1 protein-coding gene is annotated in these 20,852 nt (G+C 58.0%); it reads right to left on the bottom strand.

Annotated features, from left to right (window positions below; all coding sequences use genetic code 11):
* Positions 1-30: 30 nt before the first annotated feature.
* Positions 31-20,829: a non-ribosomal peptide synthetase gene (locus JMJ04_RS31025; protein ID WP_201374214.1), complete on the bottom strand. Its 20,799-nt coding sequence runs from the start codon at positions 20,827-20,829 to the stop codon at positions 31-33.
* Between the last annotated feature and the right edge of the window lie 23 nt (positions 20,830-20,852).

The raw sequence follows: 20,852 nt of genomic DNA, 5'->3' as shown, positions 1-20,852 counted from the left end.
CATAAAGTGGGCTTAAGTCTTTTCCCTGCATCATGGTTCTTGCTTGTCATCTGGGTCTGGTATATTAAGCAGTTCCCTTTTGGCAGAGCGTATACCACGTTTCCGCTCAATCTTCTTGCTTATTTTCTGTGACTGCTCTGCCTCTGTATGCATCTCTAGTGCATGGACAGGCGTGTCGATCTGGCGCACAATGCTCTGCAAAAGTACCTCAAAGCGCTGCATCCAGGTAGCAATAGTGCCCTCGTCAAAGAGATCTTTGCGGAAAACAACTGTTCCCTGGAGTCCAGTAGAACTCTCATGCATAAATACAGCCAGGTCGAATTTGGCGGGAGTCGAGCCAGAAGCCTCAAAGGAGCTGAAAGTGAGTCCAGGCAGTTCAACATTGAATGTCGGAGTGTTTTGTAGAACGAAGAGCACCTGGACTAAGGGCATATGCTGGAGAGACGCTCCTGGTTCCAGGGCATCAACCAGGTACTCAAAAGGAGCATCCTGGTGAGTATAGGCATCTAGAACAGTCCTCTGCACGCGATGCAAGAGTTCTTGAAAACTTGGGCGATTATGAAAACTCGTGCGTAAAGCAAGCAGATTCACAAAAAAACCAATGAGTTTCTCTGTCTCAATATGGGTACGATTGGCAATGTCTGTACCCACTATAATGTCTTCCTGCTGCGTATGGCGATAGAGCAAGGTCTGGAAAGCCGCTAGTAAGGTCATAAATAGTGTGACGCCCTCACGTCGGCTAAGAAGAAGGAGCTCATGTGATAACTTGTTAGACAGGTAAAAATCGTAGCTAGCACCATCATTGCCAGATGTTGGCTGGCGAGGCCTGTCTGTTGGTAGCTGCAGTGTGGGTGCCCCGAGCAACTGCTTTGTCCAATAGTTCAGATGCGACTCTAACACATTCGCCCGCAGCCATTGGCGTTGCCAGGCCGCAAAATCAGCGTATTGAAGCGCTAGTTCCGGCAAAGGTGAGGGATCGTTATGCACAAAAGCGGTATAGAGCGTGGTAAGTTCGCGCACAAGAATACCTAACGACCAACCATCCGCAACAATATGGTGGAGCGTAATCAGCAAGAGATATTCACTATCGCCTAGCTGGAGGAGCCTGGCACGCAGCAGTGGTGCTTGACGTAGATCAAAGGCTGTTTCCGCTTCCATGCGCACCAGGCTCCTTGCCTCTATTGCCTTGCTTGTCGCAGACAAAGCGCGTAGATCTTCCTGTTTGAGCTGGAACTGACATGGGACAATGCATTGTACTGCATGCCCATCTCTCTCCACGAACGCCGTCCTCAACACCTCGTGTCTTGTGATCACTTCGTTCAAGCTCTGCTCAAGGGCCGCGATGTTGAGTACGCCATGAATATTGATGGCAAGCGGCAGGTTATAGGTGGGATCACCTGGATGTAGCTGGTCTATGAACCACAGCCGCTGCTGGGCAAATGAAAGTGGTAGATCCTGCTCACGAGAAGCAGGCAGGAAGGGTGGCAAAATCACATTATCTTGCGCACGCATCTGGCGTTCAATGCGCTCAGCCAGTTGAGCAAGCACAGGCGTCTCAAATAACACACGCAGCGGTAATTCAAGTTGCAGAGATGCAGAGATTCGTGTGACAACTTGCGTAGCGAGAAGCGAATGTCCACCAATCTCAAAGAAGTGAGCTTGCGTATCAATATTTGGCAGCCTTAGCACATCACGCCAGATATCCAGCAGAATCTCTTCAATCGGGGTACGTGCCAGGGTAAGCTGATGCCCTTCAGTAACCTCTATTTCAGTTACAGCAGCAAGAGCCCGGCGATCAACTTTACCGCTGGGTGTCAACGGCAAGACCTCCAGGAATCGCAGGTGCTGAGGCACCATATAGGCAGGTAGACGCTGCCGTAGATAGGCCCGCACGTCCTCAATCACCAGGGGATCTCCGCTCTCCCGCTCCACCATATATCCCACCAGCCAGCGCTCTCCCTCATCGCCCTCCTGGGGCACCACCACAGCCTCCCGCACCCGTGGGTGCCCTCCCAACACCGCCTCGATCTCTCCTGGCTCGATGCGATACCCTCGGATCTTGACCTGTCCATCGGCTCGTCCCACATATTCCAGCTCCCCTGTCACCCGGTACCGCGCCAGGTCCCCCGTCCGATAGAGCCGTCCGCCCACTGCTCCACTTACCCCATCTGGTACAAAGCGTTCCGCCGTCTGCCCCGCTCGTCTCCAGTAGCCCCGTGCCAACACGTCTCCTCCGATGTAAAGCTCACCTACCGTGCCCACCGGAGCCAGTTGTCCTGTCTCGGTCAAGACATAGAGGTGCGCCTGGCCAATGGCTCGTCCAATGGGTGGACGGGACTCCCAGTGCTGCGCCGCCCCTGGTAGCACCCAGGCGCTGACCACGTGCGTCTCCACTGGCCCATACTGGTTCACCAACCTGGCTTGAGGGAGTTGGCGGAACAGAGCTCGCACCGCCTCAGTAATCTGCAACTGCTCGCCTGCGGTGATCACTTCGCGCAGGTACTCAGGCAAAGGGGCTCCCTGCGCCACGGCTTCTGCCAGGTGCTGCAAGGCCACCACCGGCAGGAACAGCCGCTCGACGCGCTGCTCCAGCAGCCAGCGAGCCATCTGCTGCCCCTCCAGGCGCTGCTCCTCCTCCACCAAGACCAGGGTGCCTCCACTGGCCCAGGTGGCAAAGAGCTCCTGGCAGGCCACGTCAAAGCTCAGCGCGCTAAACTGACCGGTACGCCTCCCCTCCTGAGGGCGCGCTGGCCTCAACTGAGCTGAATGGCGCACCTGCCAGTGGATGAGCGAACACAGACTGCGGTGGGACATACTGACACCCTTGGGCTGGCCTGTGGAGCCAGAAGTATAGATCAGGTACGCTGGCTGCTCGGGCTGCACTTCAACGGCTGGGCGCCGCGTGGGCTGGCTGGCAAGCCGTTCCGCCTGCTCCTCCAGCACCAGTACCCGCGCGCTTCCGGCAGGTACCTGAGCACGTACCCGCTGCTGGGCGAGTACCAGGGGCGCACCCGCATCCTCCAGCATGAAGGCCAGGCGACTGGCCGGGTAGGCCGGGTCGAGCGGCACATACATGCCCCCGGCTTTGAGCACCGCCAGCACCCCAACCACAAAGGCGCTTCCTCGCTCCAGCAACAGCCCCACCGGAACCTCGGGTCCGACCCCCTCCTGCCGCAAGAGCCAGGCCAGCTGATTGGCCTGCTCCTCCAGTTCCGCATAGCTCATAGGCGTGTTGCCATGTACCACTGCCAGCTCTTTTGGAGTGCACTCCACCTGCCGCTCAAAGAGATGTACCAGCGTCTGGGCATCCTCCCAGATGGAGGGCACTTCCTCGCCATCTGCCTGGCTCCAGCGTTGCAGTAACTGCTGCTCCTGGAGGTTCAAGAGGGGCAGTGATCCCAGAGGGACCCCGGGCTGGGCCAATACCTGGGCCAACACCGCTTCCCAGCGCTGGGCCAGCCTGTGGATGCTACGCGGAGTAAAGAGGTCCGTGCTGTACTCGATCCACCCCTCAAGTGCCCCCCCGCGCTCCAGCAGAGAGAGAGTCAGATCGAATTTCGTCGTCTTGGTCTCGACTGCCTGCGGCACGATCCGCAGCCCTTCAATGGTTTGCGGTGCCTCCTCTTCGTGCTGGACCACCAGCAAGACCTGGAAGAGGGGCGAGCGACTGAGATCCCGCTCGGGATGCAGGACATCGACCAGGTGCTCAAAGGGCAGATCCTGGTGCGCATAGGCCTCCAGGCACCGCTCACGCACCTGCTGAACGATCTCCTGGAAGCTGGCCTGCGGGCGCACCTGTTCCCGGATCACCAGGGTATTCAGGAAGAAGCCCAGCACTCCCGCGATGGCTTCTGACCCTCGATTGGTGATGGGGGTCCCCACCGCGATGTCCTCCTGCCCACTCATACGCGAGAGCAACACCAGCAGCCCACTCAGTAGCGTCATAAAGAGTGTGACTCCCTGCTGACGCGTGAAGGTCTCGACCTGGGCGTGTACCTGGGGCGAGAAATGCAGCGGCACCCGGGCTCCCTGGCCGCTGAGCACCGCCGGGCGAGGGAAATCGGTCGGCACGTTCAGGGGAGTCAGCCCCTGCAAGGTCTTTGTCCAGTAGGCCAACTGCTGCTGCACACGAGCTCCCTGCAACCACTGACGCTGCCAGAAGGCATAATCGGCGTACTGGATGGACAGGGGAGGCAACACAAGGGGCTGTCCCTGCACGCCGGCGCGATAGGCCTGCAGCAGTTCGCGCACAAAGACCTGGTGCGACCAGGCATCCGAGATGATGTGATGCTGCGTCAGCACCAGCAGCGCGCTCTGCTCGGTGAGCTGGATCACCAGAACGCGCAGCAGCGGCCCCTGCTCCAGTTCAAAAGGCGTCAGCGCCTCACGATCAAATATCTGAGCTACCAGGGCTTCACGGGCTTCCGGCTCGACCTGCCGTAGATCTTCGAGAGGGAGCATGAAGGGAGCTGGCGGATCGATCACCTGCACCGGTTGGCCCTCCACCTGGGAGAAGCGAGTGCGCAGGCTCTCATGGCGTGCAATGAGCTGCTGGAAGCTCTCTTGCAGAACCTCGATATTGAGTGGTCCCTCAATACGCAACGCCAGCGGCATATTGTAGGCCGTATTGGCCGGTTCGAGTTGCTGAAGGAACCAGAGACGTTGCTGAGAGAAGGAGAGAGGGAGCGCCTGCGCACGCGAGATGGGCTGCAGAAGTGGCTCTTCCTCCTCCTCAGAAACAGGGCTACTCTGTCGCAAACGCGTCAGCAGGGCAGCCTGTTGCGCGATGGTGGGATGCTCGAAGAGCAGGCGTAGGGAAATATCCACGTGGGTTAGGCCAGCCAGTGCCGCACGCAGGCGCACCACGAGCAGAGAATGACCGCCCTGGGCAAAGAAATGACTCTGCCGTCCCAGGTGCTGGCGTCCAAGCACCTGCTGCCAGAGCTCCAGCAGGAGAGCTTCTTCCGGCGTACGCGGCGCGCCTCCCTCAGCCGTCTCCTCCCAGGCCTCTTCTTCGGGAAGCTGCTGTTGGAGCGCTCGCCGATTAATCTTGCCATTGGCTGTTAGCGGTAATGTTTGTAGTGCCACAAAACGGCCTGGTACCATATATCCTGGCAATTTTCCCTGCAAATATGTTCGGAGTTCCTCTACAAATTTTTGCTCCTGCTCTTTCATTGCAGGTTGGCGTTCCACAACATACGCCAACAATTGTTTCTCACCCGCATCTCTCGCTACTGCGATAACTACACATGCTTCCACGCGAGAGTGCTGTCCTAAAATGGCCTCAATCTCCCCCAACTCTATGCGGTAGCCGCGCACTTTCACCTGGCTATCAGCGCGTCCCAGGAACTCGATAGAACCATCGGCAAGGTAGCGCGCCAGGTCGCCCGTGCGATAGAGCCGCGCTCCTGCCTTCAGGCTAAACGGATCAGGAACAAAGCTCTCCGCTGTTCGGGCCGCATCGGCAAGGTAGCCTCTCCCCACACCGGCACCACCGGCGTAAAGTTCTCCGGTGACGCCCACTGGCACCGGCATCCCCCAGCGGTCTAACACATATAGGCGTGTGTTAGGTAAAGCACTACCTATCGGCACACTATCTGCAGTCCCTGGCTGTAACAATTCCGCAGTCACGATCTGATGAGTAACGTCATCGGAGCACTCGGTCGGGCCATACGCATTGAGCAATGGTACCTGCGGATAACGCGCGGACCATTGACGAGCAAGCTCAACTGGCAAGGCCTCTCCCGTCACCACCAGCCAGCGCAACGATTCCGTCCAGCTCGTCTCTTCTTCCTGCTCCAACAAAGCTCGCAGGAATGAGGGCACTACCTCTACGATACTTAACCGCTCCTGACGCACCAGAGCACAGAACTGCTGGGGATCACGCCGCTGCTCCTCGGAGAGCAGCACCACCTGCCCCCCTACCAGCAGCGCTGTGAGCAACTGCCAGATGGAGATATCAAAGCTCTGGGCCGCCGTTTGTCCCAGGCGATCCTGCGCGCTCAACTTCAAGGCTTCTATCTTGGCAAACAGGTGGTTGAGCATCCCACGCTGGCTGATCATCGCTCCCTTGGGCACACCCGTCGAGCCCGACGTGTAGAGTACATACGCCAGTTGCTCTGGACTGTACCCCTCCTCATGATATGTGTCCAGGACTTCTACTTCAGTCGTTGGCAAGGCATCTACATATAACAGGGTCATATCCGCTGCTAGAACCTCTAACAGTTCCTCTCCTGCAGCGGACGTGGTCAACAATACGACTGGCCGCGCCTGCTGAAGCATCCCTCGCACCCGTTCCAGCGGTAGCCCTGGCTCCAATGGCAAATATGCTGCTCCCACTTGTAAGATCGCCAGCACGCTCACTAACCAATCCAAGCTCCGCTCCAGCCGCACGCCCACCACTCGCTCCGCTCCCGCTCCCTGCTGACACAACTGCCACGCCAACCGCTGTACCCGCCGATCCAGTTCTCCATAGCTCACTCGCTCCTCACCACACACCGCCGCCAACACCTCTCCTCGCTGCTGTACCTGCTCCCGCCAGTGTTGGGCAAACGAGGCCTCCAACGCGTATTCCCTCTGGGTCTCGTTCCAACGAGCCTGCTCCTGCCACTCCGCTGGCGTGAGGAACGCTGACACCCGCAACGCCGATTGCTCCACCTGGCTCACCAGGGCCTCCAACAACGCCTGCCAGCGCTGCAGCAATCGCTTGATCGTCTCTTCGGTAAACAGGTGAGTATTGTACCTGGCCACACACAGGATGCCTTCCTCTTGAGGATTGAGCATCAGCATCAGGTCATGCAGCGACGTCTCATGCTCGGTCGGCAACACCTCCACACTCAGCTCAGTAGCCAGCTGCTCAACTGGAGGCGTGTTCTGGAGCACCAGCAAGACCTGGAAGAGGGGAGAGCGACTCAAGTCTCGCTCCGGCTGCAGCTCCTCAACCAGCTTCTCAAAGGGTAATTCCTGGTGCGCATAGGCTCCCAGGCTTACCTCGCGCACCCGCGCCAACACCTCGCGCCAGTTGGGGTCTCCCGAGAGGTCCGTACGCAGCACTAGCGCATTGACGAAGAATCCAATCAGGGACTCGCAGGCCGCCTGGCTCCGATTGGCAATCAGGGTACCCACCGCGATATCTTCCTGCCCACTCAGCTTCGCCAACCCCACCTGCAGGGTGGCGAGCAAGCTCATAAAGAGGGTCACGCCTTCCTCCCGGCTCACCTGGCGCACCCGCGCCACCAGGGACTCGGGGAGCAGCCAGTGAGACTGCGCTCCCTGGTTGCCCAGCACCGCCGGTCGTGGATGGTCGGTGGGTAACTGCAGCGGTGCCAGGTTGGCCAGCTGCGCTTTCCAGTAGGCCAGGTGGGCTTGCATCCCTGCGCTCTGCAACCACTCCTGTTGCCACAAGGCGTAGTCAGCATACTGCAGCGGAAGAGCGGGAGCTTGCTGCTGCTCCCCCTGCAAAAGCGCCACATACGCCTGTGTTAGCTCGCGTAAGAGTACCGTGTTGGACCAGGCATCCGTCACCAGGTGATGCAGTGTGATGACTAGAATATGCTCCTCGTCGGCGACACGTAGCAGCAGGACACGCAGCAACGGTCCCTCCTCCAGGGAGAAGGGCTGCTGCCAGGCACTCTGCACACGACGAGCGACCTGCTCCTCGCGTTCAGCCTCTGGCAGGGCTGAGAGGTCATCTTGCTCCCACTGGGGAGGCAGGCTGGCGTGGATGCGCTGGTAGGGCACCCCCTCCTGCTGGTAGATGGTCGTACGCAGACTCTCATGCCGTTCTACCAGGCCAAGCAAGCTCTCCCACAAGGCCCCAACCTGCAGGGGACCGCGCAGACGCGTGGCGGCGGGCACATGGTAGGCTGGGCTACCCGGTTCCAGGTGCTCGAGGAACCAGAGACGTTGTTGCGAGGAGGAGAGTGGCAAGTGCTCCGGGCGGGCACGAGCCACCAGCGGGAGGTCTTGCGCACCAGAAGAGGAGGTGCCCAGTGCCTGCTCGACCTGGCGGGCAAAGCTGGCCAGGGTGGGGGCAGCAAAGAGGGTACGCAGTGGCAGGTCCACGGGGAAGGTGGCGCGCACGCGCCCCATTAACTGAGTAGCCAGCAACGAATGGCCACCCAGGTCAAAGAAGTTGTCGTCGCGCTCCACCCGCGGCAAGCGCAAAACACTGGACCACAGCGTGGCCAGCATCTCTTCAATGGGCGTCTGAGTTGAGCTATCGAAAGCGACTGTCACTAAGGTCGGTGGTTCAAGGGTAGCAAGAGCTCTGCGATCAACTTTCCCGCTGGGCGTCAATGGTAGAGCCTCCAAGAGCCGCACATGTTGGGGCACCATATAGGCCGGCAGACGCTCTCGCAGGTAAGACCGCACGTCCTCAATCACCAGGGGATCTCCGCTCTCTCGCGCCACGACATATCCCACCAGCCAGCGCTCTCCCTCATCGCCCTCCTGGAGCACTACCACCGCCTCTTGTACCTGTGAATGCGCTCCTAATGCCGCCTCGATTTCTCCTAGCTCGATGCGATACCCCCGGATCTTGACCTGCCCATCGGCTCGTCCCACATACTCTAGCTCTCCTGTCACCCGGTAACGCGCCAGGTCCCCTGTCCGATAGAGCCGTCCGCCCACTGCTCCACTTACCCCATCTGGCACAAAGCGTTCCGCCGTCTGTCCCGCTCGTCCCCAGTAGCCCCGTGCCAGCACCTCTCCCCCGATGTAAAGCTCACCTACTGTGCCCACCGGAGCCAGTTGTCCTGTCTCCTCGGTCAAGACGTAGAGGTGCGCCTGTCCAATGGCTCGTCCAATGGGTGGACGGGACTCCCAGTACTGTGCCTCCCCAGGTAGCACCCAGGCACTGACCACGTGCGTCTCCACCGGCCCATACTGGTTCACCAACCTGGCCTGAGGCAGTTGGCGGAACAAGGCACGCACCGCCTCAGTAATCTGCAACTGCTCGCCTGCGGTGATCACTTCCCGTAGAGACTCAGGCAAGGAGGCTCCCTGCATCACGGCCTCTGCCAGGTGCTGCAGCGCCACCACCGGCAAGAAGAGCCGCTCGACGCGCTGCTCCAGCAGCCAGCGGGCCATCTGCTGCCCCTCCAGGCGCTGCTCCTCCTCCACCAAGACCAGGGTGCCCCCACTCGCCCAGGTGGCAAAGAGCTCCTGGCAGGCTACATCAAAGCTCAGCGCGCTAAACTGGCCGGTACGCCTCCCCTCCTGAGAACGCTCTGGCGCCAGGAGGGCCGAGTGATGCTGCTGCCAGTGGATGAGCGAACACAGGCTGCGATGCGGCATGCTAATGCCCTTAGGCTGGCCTGTGGAGCCAGAAGTATAGATCAGGTACGCTGGCTGCTCGGGCTGCACTTCAACGGCTGGACGCTGGGTGGGCTGGCTGGCAAGCCGTTCCGCCTGCTCCTCCAGCACCAGTACACGCGCGCTTCCGGCAGGTACCTGAGCACGTACTCGCTCCTGGGCGAGCACCAGGGGCACACCTGCATCCTCCAACATGAAGGCCAGGCGACTGGCAGGATAGGCTGGGTCGAGCGGCACATACATGCCCCCGGCTTTGAGCACAGCCAGCACCCCAACCACAAAGGCACTCCCTCGCTCCAGCAACAGCCCCACCGGAACCTCGGGCCCGACCCCCTCCTGCCGCAAGAGCCAGGCCAACTGATTGGCCTGCTGCTCCAGCTCTTCATAGCTCATGTGCTCATTGTCGTGCACCACCGCCAACTCTTTTGGAGTCCGCTCCACCTGCTGCTCAAAGAGATGTACCAGTGTCAGAGCTTCTAGCTCGGCACTGGCGACAGAAGCTTCACGCTCAGCCTGGCTCCAGCGCTGTAGGTACTGCTGCTCCTGTGGGCTCAGGAGAGACAGAGCACTCAGGGGCACCTCGGGCTGGGCCAATACCTGGGCCAACACCGCTTCCCAGCGCTGGGCCAGCCTGTGGATGCTACGCGGAGTAAAGAGGTCCGTGCTGTACTCGATCCACCCCTCAAGTGCCCCCCCGCGCTCCAGCAGAGAGAGAGTCAGATCGAATTTCGTCGTCTTGGTCTCGACTGCCTGCGGCACGATCCGCAGCCCTTCAATGGTTTGCGGTGCCTCCTCTTCGTGCTGGACCACCAGCAAGACCTGGAAGAGGGGCGAGCGACTGAGATCACGTACGGGATGCAGGACATCGACCAGGTGCTCAAAGGGCAGGTCCTGGTGCGCATAGGCCTCCAGGCACCGCTCACGCACCTGCTGAACGATCTCCTGGAAGCTGGCCTGCGGGCGCACCTGTTCCCGGATCACCAGCGTGTTGAGGAAGAAGCCCAGCACGCCCGCGATGGCTTCCGAACCTCGATTGGTGATGGGGGTCCCCACCGCGATATCCTCCTGCCCACTCATACGCGAGAGCAACACCAGCAGCCCACTCAGTAGCGTCATAAAGAGTGTGACTCCCTGCTGACGCGTGAAGGTCTCGACCTGGGCGTGTACCTGGGGCGAGAAATGCAGCGGCACCCGGGCTCCCTGGCCGCTGAGCACCGCCGGGCGAGGGAAATCGGTCGGCACGTTCAGGGGAGTCAGACCCTGCAAGGTCTTTGTCCAGTAGGCCAACTGCTGCTGCACACGAGCTCCCTGCAACCACTGACGCTGCCAGAAGGCATAATCGGCGTACTGGATGGACAGGGGAGGCAACACAAGGGGCTGTCCCTGCACGCCGGCGCGATAGGCCTGCAGCAGTTCGCGCACAAAGACCTGGTGCGACCAGGCATCCGAGATGATGTGATGCTGCGTCAGCACCAGCAGCGCGCTCTGCTCGGTGAGCTGGATCACCAGAACGCGCAGCAGCGGCCCCTGCTCCAGTTCAAAAGGCGTCAGCGCCTCACGATCAAATATCTGAGCTACCAGGGCTTCACGGGCTTCCGGCTCGACCTGCCGTAGATCTTCGAGAGGGAGCATGAAGGGAGCTGGCGGATCGATCACCTGCACCGGTTGGCCCTCCACCTGGGAGAAGCGAGTGCGCAGGCTCTCATGGCGTGCAATGAGCTGCTGGAAGCTCTCTTGCAGAACCTCGATATTGAGTGGTCCCTCAATACGCAACGCCAGCGGCATATTGTAGGCCGTATTGGCCGGTTCGAGTTGCTGAAGGAACCAGAGACGTTGCTGAGAGAAGGAGAGAGGGAGCGCCTGCGCACGCGAGATGGGCTGCAGAAGTGGCTCTTCCTCCTCCTCAGAAACAGGGCTACTCTGTCGCAAACGCGTCAGCAGGGCAGCCTGTTGCGCGATGGTGGGATGCTCGAAGAGCAGGCGTAGGGGGATATCGATATTGGTCAGGGTGATCAGCGCTGCACGCAGGCGCACCACGAGCAGAGAATGACCGCCCTGGGCGAAGAAGTGACTCTGCCGTCCCAGGTGCTGGCGTCCAAGCACCTGCTGCCAGAGTTCCAGCAGGAGAACCTCTTCTGGAGTGCGTGGGGCGCCTCCCTCAGCCGTCTCCTCCCAGGTCTCTTCTTCAGGAAGCTGCTGTTGGAGCCCTCGCCGATCAATCTTGCCATTGGCCGTCAATGGTAATCGCTCTTGCCAGAAAATGCGTGTCGGTACCATATACTCTGGCAAGATTTGCCGCAAAGCATGCTGGATTTGCTCTTGCGAATGAGAATGAACATACGCAGGACTGGCTTCCACCCAGGCTACCAGTTGGCTTCGCTCCGGTTCTCCAATCACCTGTACTACCGCCTGAGCGATTCCTTCCTGCTGGCTTAACACAGCCTCGATTTCCCCTAATTCGATGCGGTAGCCGCGCACTTTCACCTGACTATCAGCGCGTCCCAGGAACTCAATGGAGCCATCGGCCAGGTAGCGTGCCAGGTCGCCCGTGCGGTAGAGCCGTGCTCCCCCCTCCTGGCTAAACGGATCAGGAACAAAGCTTTCCGCCGTTCGCCCGGCTTCCCCTATATACCCTCGACCCACACCTACTCCGCCTACATAAAGTTCTCCAGTAACGCCCACTGGCGCTGGCATCCCCCAGTAATCTAACACATATATCTGGGTATTACTTAAGGCTCGGCCAATAGGGATGCTGGTTATATCTATAGCCCTGGCGTATACTTCGGCTTTGCCCACAACATGGTGGGTAACGTCATCGGAGCACTCGGTCGGGCCATACGCATTGAGCAATGGTACCTGCGGATAACGCGCGGACCATTGACGAGCAAGCTCAACTGGCAAGGCCTCTCCCGTCACCACCAGCCAGCGCAACGATTCCGTCCAGCTCGTCTCTTCTTCCTGCTCCAACAAAGCTCGCAGGAATGAGGGCACTACCTCTACGATACTTAACCGCTCCTGACGCACCAGAGCACAGAACTGCTGGGGATCACGCCGCTGCTCCTCGGAGAGCAGCACCACCTGCCCCCCTACCAGCAGCGCTGTGAGCAACTGCCAGATGGAGATATCAAAGCTCTGGGCCGCCGTTTGCCCCAGGCGATCCTGCTCGCTCAGCTCTAGCGCCTCTATCTTGGCAAACAGGTGGTTGAGCATCCCACGCTGGCTGATCATCGCTCCCTTGGGTACGCCCGTCGAGCCCGACGTGTAGAGTACATACGCCAGTTGCTCTGGACAATACGCCTCTACATGATATGTGTCCAGGACTTCTACTTCAGTCGTTGGCAAGGCATCTACATATAACAGGGTCATATCCGCTGCTAGAACCTCTAACAGTTCCTCTCCTGCAGCGGACGTTGTCAACAATACGACTGGCCGCGCCTGCTGAAGCATCCCTCGCACCCGTTCCAGAGGCAACCCTGGCTCTAACGGCAGATATGCCGCTCCCACCTGCAAGATGGCCAGCACGCTCACCAACCAGTCCAAGCTCCGCTCCAGCCGCACGCCCACCACTCGCTCCGCTTCCGCTTCCTGCTCACGCAACTGCCACGCCAGCCGCTGTACCCGCCGATCCAGTTCCCCGTAGCTCACTCGCTCCTCACCACACACCGCCGCCAACACCTCTCCTCGCCGCTGTACCTGCTCCCGCCAGTGCTGGACAAACGAGGCCTCCACTGCATACTCTCGCTCCGTCTCGTTCCAGCCTGTCTGCTCCTGCCACTCCGCTGGCGTGAGGAATGCTGACACCCGCAACGCCGATTGCTCCACCTGGCTCACCAGGGCCTCCAACAACGCCTGCCAGCGCTGCAGCAATCGCTTGATCGTCTCTTCGGTAAACAGGTGAGTATTGTACCTGACCACACACAGGATGCCTTCCTCTTGAGGATTGAGCATCAGCATCAGATCATGCAGCGATGTCTCGTGCTCGGTCGGCAGCACCTCCACACTTAGCTCAGTAGCCAGCTGCTCGGCTGGAGGCGTGTTCTGGAGCACCAGCAAGACCTGGAAGAGGGGAGAGCGACTCAAGTCTCGCTCCGGTTGCAGCTCCTCAACCAGCTTCTCAAAGGGCACCTCCTGGTGCGCATAGGCTCCCAGGCTTACCTCGCGCACCCGCGCCAACACCTCGCGCCAGCTGGGGTCTCCCGAGAGATCCGTACGTAACACCAGCGCATTGACGAAGAATCCAATCAGGGACTCGCAGGCCGCCTGGCTCCGATTGGCAATCAGGGTACCCACCGCGATATCCTCCTGCCCACTCAGCTTCGCCAACCCCACCTGCAGGGTTGCCAGCAGGCTCATAAAGAGGGTCACGCCCTCCTCCCGGCTCACCTGGCGCACCCGTGCCACCAGGGACTCGGGGAGCAGCCAGTGAGACTGCGCCCCCTGGTTGCCCAGCACCGCCGGTCGTGGCTGGTCGGTGGGTAACTGCAGCGGTGCCAGGTTGGCCAGCTGCGCTTTCCAGTAGGCCAGGTGGGCTTGCATCCCTGCGCTCTGCAACCACTCCTGTTGCCACAAGGCGTAGTCAGCATACTGCAGCGGAAGAGCGGGAGCTTGCTGCTGCTCCCCCTGCAAAAGCGCCACATACGCCTGTGTTAGCTCGCGTAAGAGTACCGTGTTGGACCAGGCATCCGTCACCAGGTGATGCAGTGTGATGACTAGAATATGCTCCTCGTCGGCGACACGTAGCAGCAGGACACGCAGCAACGGTCCCTCCTCCAGGGAGAAGGGCTGCTGCCAGGCACTCTGCACACGACGAGCGACCTGCTCCTCGCGTTCAGCCTCTGGCAGGGCTGAGAGGTCATCTTGCTCCCACTGGGGAGGCAGGCTGGCATGGATGCGTTGGTAGGGCACCCCATCCTGCTGATAGAAGGTCGTGCGCAGACTCTCATGCCGTTCTACCAGGCCAAGCAAGCTCTCCCACAAGGCCCCAACCTGCAGGGGACCGCGCAGACGCGTGGCGGCGGGCACATGGTAGGCTGGGCTACCCGGTTCCAGGTGCTCGAGGAACCAGAGACGTTGTTGCGAGGAGGAGAGTGGCAAGTGCTCCGGGCGGGCACGAGCCACCAGCGGGAGGTCTTGCGCACCAGAAGAGGAGGTGCCCAGTGCCTGCTCGACCTGGCGGGCAAAGCTGGCCAGGGTGGGGGCAGCAAAGAGGGTACGCAGTGGCAGGTCCACGGGGAAGGTGGCGCGCACGCGCCCCATCAGCTGAGTAGCCAACAACGAATGGCCGCCCAGGTCAAAGAAGTTGTCATCGCGCCCGACGGCTGGCAGATGCAAGACGCTGGCCCACAGCGTGGCCAGCACCTCTTCAATGGGCGTCTGAGCCAAGCTATCGAGGGCGGCTGTTGCCGGGGTCGCAGGCTTAAGGGTGGCGAGAGTCCGGCGATCGACCTTCCCGTTGGGTGTCAGCGGAAAGGCTGGTATCACCCCGATCCGCTGCGGTACCATGTAAGCAGGCACACGCTCCCGTAAACGTCTCCTGAGTTCCTGCTCCTCGATCCGCTGTCCCCCCCTGCCTACGACATATCCCACCAGTTCCCCTTCCTGCACCACCACCACTCCTCCTTCTACCTCCTCCTGCTCCTCCAACACTCCCTCGATCTCTCCCAACTCGATGCGATACCCTCGCACCTTCACCTGCTGGTCCTTTCTCCCCACATACTCCAGCCTCCCGTTGTCTGCCCACCTCACCTCATCGCCCGTCCTATATAGCCGCTTGCCTGCCTCGCCCCCAAAGGGATCGGGGACAAACCGCTCCGCCGTCTGTCTCGCATCTCCCCAGTATCCCTGCCCCACACTCGCTCCCCCGATATAGAGCTCCCCAATCACTCCCTGCGGCACTGGTCGACCTGCTTCATCCAGGACATATACCTGCGTATTCCCTATCGGTGTCCCGATTCGTATCCACTCCTCTTCCCCCTCGATCCGCTCGCATGTCGACCAGATCGTCGTCTCGGTCGGACCGTACAGGTTCCATATCGCGAGTCCTTTCCCTTTGAGGGCTCGCGCTAACTCTCTGGGCAACGCCTCCCCTCCACACAGGATCATCATCCCTTCCCGTCCCAGCCACCCCGCCTCCACCAGTAGCCGCCAGGTGGCCGGAGTGGCTTGCATCACTGTGGCCTCGCTTCGCTGGAGCACCTGCTGTAATGCCTCAGATTCGCTAGCCTCCCCTCGGCTCGCGATCCAGACCTGGGCCCCACAGGTTAATGGCTGCAACAACTCCAGCCCGGCAATATCAAAGGAGATCGAGGTCACCGCCAGCATGCGGTCCTGCTCTCCCAGGTCCAGGCGGTGCTGAAGACTGGCTAGACTATTGCGTAAGGCACCATGGCTAATGGCCACCCCTTTGGGTTGGCCCGTCGACCCTGAGGTATAGATCACATACGCTACCGACTCCGCATTGATCTCCTCAAATGTAGCGTCCAATGCGCCAATATGCTCGGCAGCCAGTTCTCCTCGCTCAAGCGACACTATCATAACCTCTGGTCCCCAGGCTGTGGGCAACCCTGGCTCCGATGAGCTGAGCACTACACGAGCGCCACTCTGGCGCACCATATATTCCAGCCGCTCCCGGGGATAGTCGGGATCCAATGGAACATAGGCGGCTCCTAAGCGCAAGATAGCCAGCAAGCCCACGACCAGGTCTACCGAGCGTGGGAGGCAGATACCAACACGGTCACCAACTCGCACTCCAGCGGCACGTAACTGGGCAGCGACCCAGCCACTACAGCGGTCGAGTTGCTCATAGGTGAGTTGGCGTTGCCCATCGGTGAGTGCCAGGCGAAGAGGCGTCTGCCGGGCCTGCTGGACAATGCGTTGAGGAACCAGAGCAATGCCCTCTAGCGAGAGCGTGGTCGCATTCCAATCGCGCAGGAGCTGTTGGGCCTGGGCCTCTTCCAGCAACGACAGAGAGCGAAATGGCTGGTCAGGCTGCTCCACCAGAGCAATTAGTAAGCGCTGCCAATGCCCCAGCAGCCTTTGAATACTTGCCTTTGTAAACAGGTCCGTATTGTATTCTGCCACACACTGTAATCCCTGCTGATTCTCTATCAATGTCAGGGTCAGGTCAAACTTTGAGGTTGTATTCTCACGATCATAAGGCTCAAGCAAGACACCCTTCAGACTCACCTCAGGCATAGGCATATTTTGCAGAATGAACATGACCTGGAAGAGTGGTGAACGGCTGAGATCACGCTCCGGCTGCAGTTCCTCGACTAACTTCTCAAAGGGCATGTCCTGGTGAGCGTATGCTTCCAGGGAAACCTTGCGCACACGCTGCAGCAGTTCACGTAGGGTTGGGTTATCGGAGAGGTCAGTGCGTAAGATCAGGGTATTAATGAAGGGGCCAATCAAATTCTCAACGCCTGCATGGTGGCGATTAGCAATGGGCGTTCCAACGGCGATATCATTCTGGCCAGAATAGCGTGCCAGTAGCGCTTGAAAGGCAGTCAACAACGTCATAAATAACGTTGTACCTTCGCTCTGGCTTACCAGTTTTATTTTCTCAACAAGTTCATCCTCAAGACGGATACTTAATTCCGCACCATGGAAGCTCTGGAGCGCCGGGCGCGGATAATCTGTTGGTAAGGCTAATGGTGAGAGCCCAGCTAGCTGATATGACCAGTAACTTAATTGTCGCTCCATCACCTCGCCCTGAAACCACTGCCGTTGCCAGGTTGCGTAGTCTGCATATTGTAGAGGCAATGCAGCAAGTTGCGCGGATGTCTCGTTTCCGTATGCTGCATAAAATGTACGCAGCTCTTGAAGTAAAATACCGTTTGACCATCCATCTGAGACAATATGGTGCATAGTGAGTAATAATATGTATTCATCTTCGGCCAGATGAAGCAGAAGTGTGCGCAGAAGTGGCCCCTGTGAAAGATCGAAGGGGCGCTGTGCCTCCTCCCGCATCAAACCTTGTGCCTCGGTTACACGTTGTTGTGGTGGCAACAATTGTAGTGATTTATACTCAAGTTTGTACGCATACCATGGATGAATATGTTGTAGAGGCTGCTCATCTTCAACAGTAAAAGTCGTCCGTAAAATTTCATGTCGACGTACAATCTCGCCCAGGCTATATTCCAGTGCCTCAGTGGAAAACGGGCCATTGATGTGTAAAGCAAAAGGCACATTATATGCACTACTGAGAGGATCCATCTGGTAGAGAAACCAGAGGCGCTGCTGCGAAAAGGAGAGTGGTAAACCTTGATCATGAGGGACCGGAGTCAATGGAGATATATGTTGGCGCAAATCATTATTTAACTCGGCCTCAACGCGTTCCGCCAGACTGGCGATGGTCGCGCTTTCAAAAAGGCTGACAATGGGTAAATTTACCTGAAGGGTTGTTTTTAGCTTGGAGATGACCTGCGTGACAAGTAGTGAGTGTCCTCCAAGGACAAAAAAGTTGTCGAAGACGCCGACTTGCGCAAGCTGAAGTACATCCTGCCAGATAGCCACCAAAATTTCTTCAATAGGGTTACGTGGAGCGACATAAGGAGTGCGATTGTTGTTCGTCCCCTGTTCCGGGGCAGGTAAGGCCTGATAATCGATTTTTCCATTCGTTGTAAGTGGCAACAACGCAACCTGCATAACGGCTGCCGGTAGCATATATTCTGGCAGGGTTTTCTGCAAAAAGCTACGCACATCATCAGTTGCAAGCGAGTCATTTGTCTCGCCGACACCAGAGGCTATAATAGTAATATATGCTATAAGGCGTTTTTCGGCCAGTTCATCCTCACGTAGCACGACGACGGCCTCATGAATCAGAGGATGTCGGCGCAATGCGACCTCAATCTCTCCCAGCTCGATGCGATATCCCCTGAGCTTCACCTGTCTATCCGCGCGCCCCAGAAACTCAACCTTATTATCGGGGCGATAGCGTGCCAGATCGCCTGTTCTATAAGCCTGGACATCTTGCCAGAAAGGATGAGGCTGGAAACGTTCCCGGCTCAGATCTGGTTGATGTAAGTAGCCTGCAGCCAGGCCCGCTCCGCTAATCAGCACTTCTCCAACAACCCCCACAGGAACTATTTGCTGATATTTATCAACTATGGCTACCTGCATATTGGAAATGGGAGACCCAATGGGGATAGCTGCTTGCTCATCATAAACTGATAATAGCCCTTCGCCTTCAAGGAATGTACCCAATTCATTGACAAGAGCACCGATTGTCGTCTCTGTCGGACCATAATGATTAATAATAGAGCAGCGGGCACCACGCTGTCGTATTGTTTGAAGTAACGCATAGGTGAACGTTTCGCCACCCAATACCAGGTGTCTGCGTGGGAAGATATCTCGCTCACTGCTACTAGCAAGTAAGGCCTGTAAGTGCGAGGGAACAATTTTCAGAACATCAATGGGATGCGTTTCGAGATAGCCAGCAAAGGCCTCACCAGAGGTCAGAGTTTCATAAGTAAGAATATGGAGACAACCGCCAGATGCCAGCGCGCTAAAAATAACTGTGTTTCCGAGGTCCGCAGCCAGGGTCGAAACCGTGGCAAATTGCTGACCGTGGGTAGGCGCAATGCGCCCGCACATATCGCAAGTATAGTTGACGACACCGCGCTGGCGAATCTGTACACCTTTGGGTGTACCTGTTGAGCCTGAGGTATAAATAATATAAGCCAGATCGTCTGCATTTACGGTAGGCACCGGATTTGTTTGCTCTTCGTCAGCCCACATAGCGGCATCACGATCCAAACAAATAACCTCACCAGCAAATATCGGCAAGCGCGCCAGTAGATGTTCCTGGGTTAACAACACAGGAGCCTGTGTATCCTCGAACTGATAGGCCAGACGACTTCCAGGAAGATCATGGTCAAGAGGGACATAGGCCCCTCCTGCTTTTAAAATAGCCAGCATGCCTACTAACATATCAACGCTACGCTCAAGACATAGGCAGACCAGGACATTACGACCAACCCCATGACGCTGCAACCAGAAAGCCAGGCGGTTGGCCTGAAGGTTTAATTGCTCATAAGTCAGGCGCTGGTCTCCACAAATAACTGCCAGGGCGCCAGGATTCTGCTCTACCTGTAGTTCAAAAAGCTGCTGAAGCGTCTGGGTGGAAAAATCACGCCTGGGTCCAGAAAAGACCTGGAGGAGGCGCTCCTGCTCCTCCTGCTTGATCAGGGGCAAACGACTAATAGCAGTGTATGGCCGTTCAAGCGCCGCCTGGAGTAATACAAGGAAGGTTTCAGCGACACGTTGTACCTGCTCTACGTGCATACGCGTCGCGTCATAATGAAGCTCTAATGAAAGTGTATCGGCAACCTGCTGCACAGCAAGCTTGAGGACAAATCGTTCAATACAACTGAAGTATCGCTGCAAGGTAAAACGGACATCACCTACTATCGCAGTGATCCCGTCTACAAATTCAAAGCTTAAAGGGAAAAAGTCGCTGCCCGGTTCGATCTTCTGCTTCTGGCGTATATAATCCCAGCTAAAGTATGTCTGCCCATCCCTGGCCAGGTCAAGCTCCCCCTGTAGCTGCGGGAGAAGTTGAGCGAAGGTATGTTCCTCATTAAGATGGCTACTCAGAGGTATAACTCGGGCATACAGTCCCAACGCATCCACCAGATCTTCATAATGGCGACCATCACAGGTCACACCAAGAGGTAGATCCTCTTCCCCAGTTAAACGCCAGAGCAGAATCTGCCAGCTTGCAAGAAGCAAAACTTGGGGAGAAATTTCTACTTGCTGAGCATATTTCAGAAGCGCTGGCGCTAAGGTCTGAGGAATTTGTATAGCCAACCGTTGTGGGAGAAACGCCGTTGAATCTTGTTGTACTACAGAAGGAGACATATGGTCAAACGGTAGGCGCAAAGACAATAGGCGTGTGAGATCCGTCTGGGCCCACAAGCTTTGCCTTAAATGGGCATCTTCCTCTTCCAGAATCCCATTCTGCCACGCAGAGACATCCGCGTACTGAAGGATCTCATCATCAAGCGCGGGTTGTTCGTTCTGTGTACGAGCGGTATAGGTCAGAGCCAGTTCAGCAAGAAAACGCTCCAACGTGGAAGTATCTGCGCAGAGAGCAGGCAGGCTAAGCACAAGCATGGCCTGTTGCGCCGCACACGTCAGCAGCGAAACATACACAACCGGACCATGGGATAGATCTGCCTGGCCAGTTCTGTGTGCGACCAGCATTTCCTCGATGGCACGTTGTTGAGACGAGATATCGAGGTGCTGGAGACCATTTTCGACGAAGACCAGCTCAGCAGTAGCATTTACCACCTGTATGGGAGCATCCATACCAGGTAAACGACGGAAACCAGTGCGCAAGATCTCGTGGCGGGCAATCACATCTTCACAGGCGAGACGGAGAAGCTCGCTCTGAATCGGCCCATCTAGAGACACAACACACTGTGTCCAGTATGTCTGTGCATTCTGTTGCAACTCCCATATATGGGTTTGTTGGATTGAGAGGCGAGACCCCCGTAACCCTGTTTCTTGCATGCATCCTTCCCCTACCAGAGCGT

It is taken from the genome of Ktedonobacter robiniae, from assembly GCF_016587375.1.
GTDB lineage: Bacteria > Chloroflexota > Ktedonobacteria > Ktedonobacterales > Ktedonobacteraceae > Ktedonobacter > Ktedonobacter robiniae.
Note: the sequence above shows the minus strand (reverse complement) of the source record. Positions and strands in the feature narration are given on the sequence as shown.